This is a genomic window from Candidatus Angelobacter sp., assembly GCA_035607015.1.
GTDB lineage: Bacteria > Verrucomicrobiota > Verrucomicrobiia > Limisphaerales > AV2 > AV2.
Genome location: DATNDF010000234.1, coordinates 1 through 8,788, shown reverse-complemented (window position 1 = coordinate 8,788; position 8,788 = coordinate 1). Strand labels below are relative to the sequence as shown.

Annotated in this window: 7 protein-coding genes; 6 read left to right on the top strand and 1 reads right to left on the bottom strand. The window is 60.5% G+C overall.

What is annotated here, in order from left to right; translation table 11 throughout:
* The 5 genes from VN887_09575 to VN887_09555 form a co-directional block, all read left to right on the top strand.
* The coding region (locus VN887_09575; protein HXT40261.1) for an amidase at positions 1–1,322 on the top strand (1,322 nt) is incomplete at its 5' end.
* A gap of 192 nt (positions 1,323–1,514) precedes the next feature.
* The gene (locus VN887_09570; protein ID HXT40260.1) at positions 1,515–1,730 is read left to right on the top strand and encodes a hypothetical protein; all 216 of its coding nucleotides are present in this window, start codon (positions 1,515–1,517) and stop codon (positions 1,728–1,730) included.
* A 294-nt stretch (positions 1,731–2,024) separates the two neighbouring features.
* A complete protein-coding gene (locus tag VN887_09565) occupies positions 2,025–3,518 on the top strand; it encodes a hypothetical protein (protein ID HXT40259.1) in 1,494 nt (497 codons plus the stop codon).
* Positions 3,519–3,562: 44 nt separating this feature from the next.
* Positions 3,563–4,963, top strand: a complete 1,401-nt coding sequence (locus VN887_09560) for a right-handed parallel beta-helix repeat-containing protein (GenBank protein HXT40258.1) — start codon at positions 3,563–3,565, stop codon at positions 4,961–4,963.
* Positions 4,964–5,035: 72 nt separating this feature from the next.
* A complete protein-coding gene (locus tag VN887_09555; GenBank protein HXT40257.1) occupies positions 5,036–6,826 on the top strand; it encodes a hypothetical protein in 1,791 nt (596 codons plus the stop codon).
* A 121-nt stretch (positions 6,827–6,947) separates the two neighbouring features.
* Here VN887_09555 and VN887_09550 read toward each other — a convergent pair whose 3' ends face one another.
* Positions 6,948–8,333: a DUF6600 domain-containing protein gene (locus VN887_09550; protein HXT40256.1), complete on the bottom strand. Its 1,386-nt coding sequence runs from the start codon at positions 8,331–8,333 to the stop codon at positions 6,948–6,950.
* Between the two features lie 196 nt (positions 8,334–8,529).
* Here VN887_09550 and VN887_09545 point away from each other — a divergent pair.
* The coding region (locus VN887_09545) for a hypothetical protein (GenBank protein HXT40255.1) at positions 8,530–8,788 on the top strand (259 nt) is incomplete at its 3' end.

Sequence of the window (8,788 nt, the reverse complement as noted above, 5' to 3'; positions counted from 1 at the left end):
CCGAGCGGAAGGCCGGCCGTGTCCGCGGTCCGCTGCACGGCATCCCGGTGCTGCTGAAGGACAACATCGCGACCGCCGACCGCATGATGACGACGGCCGGATCGCTTGCACTGGCCGGCTGGATTCCGTCGCGCGATTCCTTCGTCGCGCATCAGTTACGCGAGGCAGGAGCGGTTATCTTGGGCAAGACCAACCTCAGCGAATGGGCCAATTTTCGATCAACGCATTCCACGAGCGGCTGGAGCGCGCGCGGCGGATTGACGCGCAATCCCTACGCACTCGACCGCAATACGTCGGGATCCAGTTCGGGCTCGGGCGCGGCGGTGGCGGCCAATCTCTGCGCGGTCGCCGTCGGCACCGAGACCGATGGTTCGATTGTTTCGCCGGCGTCCACCAACGGGATCGTCGGCGTCAAGCCCACGGTGGGCCTGGTCAGCCGCGCCGGGATCATTCCCATTGCTCACAGCCAGGACACGGCCGGCCCGATGGCGCGCACCGTGACCGACGCGGCAATCCTGCTGGGCGCGTTGACTGGCCTGGACGCGCGTGACGACGCCACGAAGGCCGCCGCGGGAAAATCATTCCGCGATTACACGCGGTTTCTCGATCCAAAAGGGTTGCAGAATGCGCGCGTCGGAGTCGTTCGGAATTACTGTGGCTTTGATGAACGGGTGGACTCGTTGATGGAGACCGCGATCGGAGTGATGCGGGGGCTGGGCGCGGTGATCGTCGATCCGGCGGATGTTTCGACGAAAGGGGCATTCAACGATTCGGAGTTCGAAGTGCTGCTTTACGAATTCAAGGCGGATTTGAATGCCTATCTGGCCGGCACAAGTCCGGGTGCGCCCGCGCGCTCGTTGATGGAACTGATTGAGTTCAATGACCGGCACCGTGAAAAGGAACTGCGTTATTTCGGGCAGGAGATTTTTTTGAAGGCGCAGGAGAAGGGGCCGCTTACAGAAAAAACGTACCTGGAGGCGCTGGAGAAAAACCACCGTCTTTCGCGCGACGAAGGAATCGACGCGGTAATGGACGGGCATCAACTGGACGCGCTGGTGGCTCCGACAAGCGGTCCGGCGTGGTTGACGGATCTCGTGAATGGAGACCACGAGGGGGGCGGCAGTTCGTCGCCGGCCGCGGCGGCCGGCTACCCGAGCGTCACGGTCCCTGCCGGTTACGTGTTTGGTCTTCCGGTCGGCATCTCTTTTTTTGGTCGCGCTTACAGCGAGCCGGGGCTTTTGAAATACGCCTTTGCGTTTGAGCAGGCGAGCAAAGCCCGCAAGTTGCCCCGGTTCCGGTTTGGCGCGGATCTTGAGGCATGACCGGTCTTTGGAGGCGACCGGCGGGTGTATGAATGCAACCGGCCGGAGCGGGAACTGAAACGCTGCTTTTGGGGCGGACATTCCCCATGCTGCATGCCCACCGGCCATCGTTAATACTGGCGAAGGTGCAGTGAGGTGGCGATTCTCTGCCTTGGACGGCATTTGTCCGATCCACGGGCATAAGTTTCTGACATGAAAATAAACATGTCCTCAAAGAAGGTGGATCGTGATGCTCAAATCATTACTCGTTTTGGCGCCGCGCGATTGGTCCGTCGCATTGATCGACGTCTGGAGTTGCGCGGAGGTTCGGCTGACGATCACAGCGCGGCCCGCGAATGGATTTCCCTGTTCATGCACGAGGCCGTTCCGATTGTTCGTCGCGAGAGCGAGCGCGGGAATCCGGCATGACTGCGTTTGCTTAAACTTTCGGCGTACGGAGGCTTTTTGGTTGCCGCGGGTGTGCGGTCCACTATCATTCCTGTTGAATTCAACCGGGTCACCTGCCGAAATCGGTAGAAGACCGAAGGGCGATGAAAAGCTGGCTCCGTCAAATGAAGCGTCGATTTCGAGACAACGCCGTGAGGTGCAGCTTGAAACTGGCGTGCGCTTTCATTCCCGGGCCGGCGCCGGTCGGTTGCGAAATCCGCAACCCTCAGCGGTCGGGGGCAACCGTGACCGGGTCGCGGATTACAAATCAATGATATGAAGTTTCAGAGGACAATCTCGTGGACGTCGTTGCTTTGTGTGGGGTTGGCTGGTGTCATCGGCTCGGCGATGTTGCAGGCGGCGGACGACGCCATGCCCGCCCCGTCGCAGGTGTTCACGCCGCGCGCTGCCGCGGCCTTTTACTTCGACGTTGAGAGTGCCAGCAAGAGCGTGATCTGGAAGGCGATCACCAATAAGGCCGCGCCACTTGTGGAGCGCTTGCAATCTCTTCAGCCGGCCCAGTTGTCCTCTCTCCAGTCGGCTCAGGTGCTTCCCGGGCTGAAGGGGATGGCAGTCGCGGAAATTGCCGCGGTCTTTGAGGGGGAAAAGATTTTAAGCGACCTTCAGTCCGAGCATCTTGATCCGGCTTCAGGATTCGTCATTGTGGGCCGTCTCACAGGCTCGCAGGACGTAAAGGGACTCATCCAGCAGGCCCTGGATGCGCTCGACAAGGAAAAGCCCGGAATGCGCGGCCAAATCGAAAAATCGCGTCACCCGGTCGGAGGCGCGGAGTTTTTTGATCTCCCGCCCGAAATACTCGGTGAAGAGAAGCTGCCGTTTAGCGTGAGTGTCGCGATCGGCCCCGGCAAGGACGGCGTGGTTTTTGGGGTGGGCAGGTCAGAAAACCTGCGGGCTTTTGTGACGGGAAAAACCGAGGGCAAGCTTCGCGGCCAGATCAATGAGAAGCTGTCGCGCCGCGGCCAGATGTGGTTTTACCTGCCGGTCCCCAAGGACGCGACGAAGAATCTCGGCGGCGGGAGTGGGGGGGCCATGAACGGGAATCCGATGATCGCGGGGCTTGCGCAAGGAATGAACAAAGTCTCGGAAGTGGCTCTGAGTCTGAATTTCACCGCTTCACAGATCGATTTCGCGCTGGACCTTGTTTGCTCGGATGCTTCCGCGGCCAACGAACTCAATCAGGGCATTCAAGGTCTCCTCGGCATGGTTCAGATGGGAGCGAAACAGAATCCTTCTTCGATGGCCCCGTTCGTCGGCAGGATCAAGGCCGGCGTGGAGGGAAACGCGTTCCGGCTGGGCACCGCGTTCACGATGCGCGATTTCGATCTGGCGTTTCAAAACATCAATCGCGGCGTGACAGCCGCCGGTTCTCGGGTTGCCCCGAAAACGCCGAAGTTGGAAGCGGCCACCCCCGCCGTACAGACCATGGCTCCTGTGGACGTGGAATTTGTCGGGTTCAGCTCCGACGATCAGGAGTCGCTTCGAACCGCGAAAATACGCATTCACAACCGATCGTCGAAGCCGGTGAGGGAGATTCGGATGACCTTCACTTATCTGGATGGTCCGGGACGGAAACTGGGCCAGTGGACCCGCAGCCATTCCAGCCTGACGGGTGAAAATCTGATCAACGGCGACACGACGGCCGTCGTTGACTGCCTGGCGTTCAACGTCCCCGCCTTCACAAAGAAAATCACCGAGACAGTGCATGAGGTAATCTTCGCCGACGGCGAGAAATGGAGTGAGGCGCCATGACTCCGCGCGGCCGGGGACCACTGAGTGCGCGGGAAAGAGCACCGATGAACCCGTTTAGCCAGTTCTCAACAACGCGGCGGGCGGGACATCTCGGTTGTCCGCCGGGTTGCGGTTTCAAGATCGGGATGTGCCTGTTCTGCACCGCGCTCCTTGGCGCGTTCGCGGCCGTTGCGTGCGCCGGTGAAAAGCTGGATCCCGTTTCGGCCAGCGGTGAGCAACAGCTTCCGCGAGCGATGCATACCAGAATGAAGGACCGCCCGGTAATTACCGTCGGGCTTCGCGACGCGGACATCGTGGGTGCGGACAACCGCGCATTGCAGGCCGCTGTGGACTACGTCAGCGGCCTTGGTGGAGGCACGGTGCAGATCAGCGAAGGCGAATTCCTGATGCGCGATTCACTGCATCTGCGCTCTTTCGTGACGGTGCGGGGAATCAAGGGCAAAACGATCCTTCACAAAGGCAGGGCGGCTGTGTCCCCGCTGGCGCTCGATGGCGATTACGGCGAGGAGCAGATCACAATCGCGAATCCGGATGGTTTCAACGTGGGTTATGGGCTTTCGATCTGGGACAGTCAGTCGGGCGGATTCCACACCACCGTCGCCCGCATTACCGGGCAGAATGGAAGCGCGTTCTCCATTGATATGCCGTTAAACGCCGATTGCATGGTGGCCAACAAGGCGCAGGCCGCGACCGTTTTTCCTGTTGTCAGCGGCTACGATATCGAGGGTGTTCGCGTGGAAAACCTGATCATTGATGGGAACAAGGATGAGAATGTCTATCTCAACGGATGCCGTGGCGGCGGCATATTTCTTTACCGGGGCTTCGGCACCGTCATTGAGAATTGCGTGGTGAAGAATTATCACGGCGACGGAATCAGCTTTCAGCAATCGAACGACGTGATCGTTCAGAACTGCATCAGCGAGGACAATACGGGATTGGGTCTCCATCCCGGCAGCGGCTCGCAACGACCCGTCGTCCGGGAATGTGTCGCACGCCGCAACGGCGAAGACGGATTGTATCTGTGCTGGCGCGTGAAGTACGGTCTGTTTGAAAGAAACATTTTCGAGAACAACGGCCGGTTCGGCATCTCCATCGGACACAAAGACACGGACAATGTTCTGCAGGAGAATCAGGTCTTCTCGAATGGGCAGGACGGCGTTTTTTTCCGCAATGAAAGCGCGGGCATGGCTGGACACCGCAACCGTCTTGAGAACAACGTCATCGAGAACAACGGCCTGAAGGATGGTGTCGCCGGCATTCGGGTGAGCGGCGAAACCCGGAACCTGGTTTTCCGCAACAACATCATTCGCGACACCCGGTCGGCGGGGACCCGGAAGCAGGCCGTCGGTATCCGGATTGAACCGGAGGCCGGCGAGGTTGTTTTGGAGGGCAACACCATAGAAGCGCAGACCACGGTGGAAGATTTGCGCGCGGCGAAACCTTGAAAAAACCGTGCGATTTGGCGCTCCGGTGAAACAACTCCGGCTTGAGCGTTTGCACCGTGTCGTTCAATCACGATGAACTCCGCGAACCAGTCTGTGCCGCCCGGGCCTGCCGGAAAATTCGACCCCAATCCGGACGGCGCGCTCGGCGAATTTCCGGAGCGGCACTTCGCCGACAGATGGCCTTCGCAGGACACAGCCGTTCTGGTCGTGCATGGTATCGGCAACCAGGAGCCGTTTGACACACTGGACCAGTTCGCGCGCACTCTTGTGGAAACGCTGCGCGCCGGTGGCCGCGATGCAATAACGATGACGCACATGACCGCCATGAAGCCGTCGCGCAGTTCCGGCGGGTTCTGGTACGATAACTTCATCCGGCTCGCGATTGGTCCGGAGCGGCCTCATGTGGACATCTTCGAGTACTATTGGGCCTACCAAACCGAGGGCAAGGCATCCCTTGGCGACATTCAAAACTGGGTGGCGCAAGTGACCCGGGGCGCGGAAAAATTCTACCGCGAAAATGAGGGACTGGGTCAACGTTACGGCGGCGACAGCCTGTTCTTCAGGAAACACAGGCCCGGCGCCAATGCATCCCCGCGGGGCGGTTTTCGACCGCTTCGTTACTGGTTTTTTATTGCCACCGTCGCTCATGTCATTCCGGCCGCGCTGGGCGCTGTGACCGGCACGCTGGGGTTTCTGTCAAAAGTCCCGATCGTCGGCTGGTCGTTCGATTGGTTGCTTCGATGGGTGGAACGCCGCGAGGTGAACGCGCTCGCGAATGTCGTTGGCGACATCGCCATCTACAACACGACGGACGCCAAATCCAGATTTTACGCGGTGCACAAGGCGATCCTCGACGGCGCTGTCAACGCGTTGCGATACCTGCTGCAGCCGGCCTCCGCGAACGGCCCTTACCGGCCCGAAGACTGGCGTTACGATCGGGTGATCCTGGCCGGCCATTCTCTGGGCAGCCAGATTTCATTCGATGCCATCAACCGTCTCAATCACCTCATTCATCAGGGAGAGCTTCGTGGTTGCGATAGATCAGGTTATTTTACCGATGGAACCGCCCCCTTGAGGACGCAGAGCGGCGGGCACATTTCAGAAATGCTCTGCGGCCTGGTCACGTTTGGCAGTCCTCTGGACAAGATGGCGTTTTTCTTCCGTGAACAGACGGAGAAGGAACAGTACCTGCGGAGCCAGATCATCGAGCATTTCCACGGCTTCAAACAGCGGCCCTGGAGCCTGCAGCAAACGGACGGGGCGAAACGACTCCTGGCGACGCCTCAATTGTTCTCGCGGCTGTTCGACGACATCCGCTGGCGAAACTATCATGACCGCGGTGACCTCGTCAGCGGCTCGCTCGACTACTACGAGAAGGTGGCAAATGTCGATTGCCGGTTCCAGCCTTCCCTGTCTCTGGGTGAGTTTTGGACTGTTCTGTCGCTGTGCGTGGTGATCGCCGCGCTCGTGCTCTGGTGGATGGCGCGGATCTGGAATCCGGGACAATGGGTTGCGCTCTTTTTATACGGCACCGGAGCGGAACTGACGGAGAAGTTGCGCCAGCTGTCCGCCGCGGACGTGTGGTTGCTGGTTTTTTGCCTGCTTCTGCTGGCAGGCGCTGCGGCGGTTCCATTGATGGCGTTCGCGGCCCGGTTCACCCACAGCAATTACTGGAACTGCCGGCGGATGTTCGCGGACATCGTCGATAGGTTCATCCTTCCTGTGGAGCCAACGCGTCACGACCCGCAATCAAACGGTGACGATGGAAATGGCGCGGCCGGCGCGGTGCCCAAACTGGGCTGCCCTCACGCGCACCGGCAACTGTCCGGCGATTCCAAGGGGATTGACAGCCCCGCCGACTGATGGGTCTCGGAACACACTCCGCTCCCGTGGCGCGACGAGCGCGTCGCGATGCGATTTGTTAAATCACACCGGATAAACCTCTGGCCAGAACACGGTCTGCGGTAAAGAACGGCGAAATGCTTCACTTCGGTTGGCGCGGTGGAACGGTGGTTTGAGGCGTCTCCTGTTCGCTGTCTTTCTTCGGATCGCCTTTTTTCCCCGAGGCCGGCGCACCCCGTCCCTTGACGGGTGGCTTTCCTGATGGTTTCGGTTTGATCGCGGGTCGATTGGCCGCGGGCTGGCCGGGCTTGGCGACCCTGGCGGGATTCTGCGCTTCGGTTTTTGCGTTCCCACGCTGTAACGTACGTTGGCGTTCGTGCCCCAGCTGCTGGTCGGTCACTGGTCGCGTGGATCTTTCGGGCGGGTTCGCCGTCACCGGGGGTTGCGGCCGATTCATCGGTCCCGGAGGTCGCACGGACGGAACTGTTCCACGCGCCGGGACTTGTCGTTCGTTTCGATCCGACTTATCCGAGGAAACCGGCGCGCCTGTACCCCGTGTCTCGTTTTGTCCCGGCCCTGGTTGCACCCGGGAAGGTACGGCCGCAGGCTGCTCGTTGCGGTTCGCCTCGCGGCCGGGAATAGTGCGCGCCGGAGCGGATTCGGCGACCGCCGGGCGCTGATCCGTTTTCCCTGCACGCGTGGGAATGTTCCGCTGTCTGGCCGCCACTTCCGTTTCTTCACGACGGCGCAATTCACGGACCGGCACCGCTTCGACCTTTCTTCCGCTTTTCCGTTCGATGACCTCGGGTCGCGGCCCTTCATTGATCACGGTCTTGTTGACCACCTGTACTTTCGTGATGTTGACCGTCTGGTTGATGATCGTGGTATTGTTGACGATTACGGTTGTCGGGCGAACCGGCTCCAGAAGCCGCTGCTCGCTGACAAAAATGAACCCGCGCGCGGGCGCCACCGTCTCGCGAACTTCGAGGACGCCACGCGTGCCAATCAACGCGGAAGGCGGTAACGGAGCCCATCCGACGTATCCAGCACCTTGTCGCCAGGAAACCCAGGCCGGCGCCCACTGCACGTGCGGCACCCAGAACCACCCGAATTCCGCGCTCCAATCCCAGCGGCCGTAGTGATACGTGGCCCAACCCCAGGGTTCCTCACTTGCCCAATACCAGCCCGCATCGGTCCGCTGCCAATGACCAACACAGTACGGCCGCCAGGCGGCGTCCACTCGCGCCGGCCGCCAGCACCGACCGTAGGATCCGACGACGACCCATGTTCCGTAGGGAGTAAGCGGATCGTAGAAATCGCTTTCGGCCTGAATCATCACGACCGGCGCTTCCGCAGCAGCGACCACGACCGGCGGCGGAGCGGGCGTCACCTCCACCGGCGGTGGCGGTACGTACGCCGCGCGAGGAGGTCGCTCTTCAACGTAGGTCGTGCAACTCGTGAGCCCTGCCGCGATCACGGCGCATAAAGCCGGTCCCAAGCGGTCAGGTATGTGATTTGAATGATTCATACAGGGCTTCCGTTCTGTTAGCTGGACTTAATATCGCGCTATAAGACGCTGCTTCGATGATTTCATTCAGGCGTGTTGTCTGGTGGTTGATGATCAACGCACTGCCCATTCGTGGCAAGCTGCGATTTGAAGCCGGGAGCCGGTTCCGTGGCCGCGGCATGCGATGCCGATATCAACCGGGTAAACCGTACATGAAATGGAAAAAGAAGGGAAGCTTGATTACCGGCGACCGCGCAATGGAGACCGGGCTGTAAACGTGATTCAATCGAGCTCTGGCAAGCCGGCGGCGATGTTTGGAGATGTGAAGCCGGTGCATCGCCAAGTCCGCCGCGCAGCATTGGAGGCGGCATCGCCCGGTCCGCGACCGTCCGGCGCGGAGGCGATTCGTAAAGTCGATGCACCCGGCCGGGGACGGCGTGTCGGCGCAGTACACGCCGCAGGAGGATTCCGTCCGA

What these genes read in the sequence shown, in the direction of transcription:
- VN887_09570 (HXT40260.1), top strand. Translation starts at nt 1,515, where the DNA reads ATGAAAATAAACATGTCCTCAAAGAAGGTGGATCGTGATGCTCAAATC.
- VN887_09565 (HXT40259.1), top strand. Translation starts at nt 2,025, where the DNA reads ATGAAGTTTCAGAGGACAATCTCGTGGACGTCGTTGCTTTGTGTGGGG.
- VN887_09560 (HXT40258.1), top strand. Translation starts at nt 3,563, where the DNA reads ATGAACCCGTTTAGCCAGTTCTCAACAACGCGGCGGGCGGGACATCTC.
- VN887_09555 (HXT40257.1), top strand. Translation starts at nt 5,036, where the DNA reads ATGAACTCCGCGAACCAGTCTGTGCCGCCCGGGCCTGCCGGAAAATTC.
- VN887_09550 (HXT40256.1), bottom strand. Translation starts at nt 8,333, where the DNA reads ATGAATCATTCAAATCACATACCTGACCGCTTGGGACCGGCTTTATGC.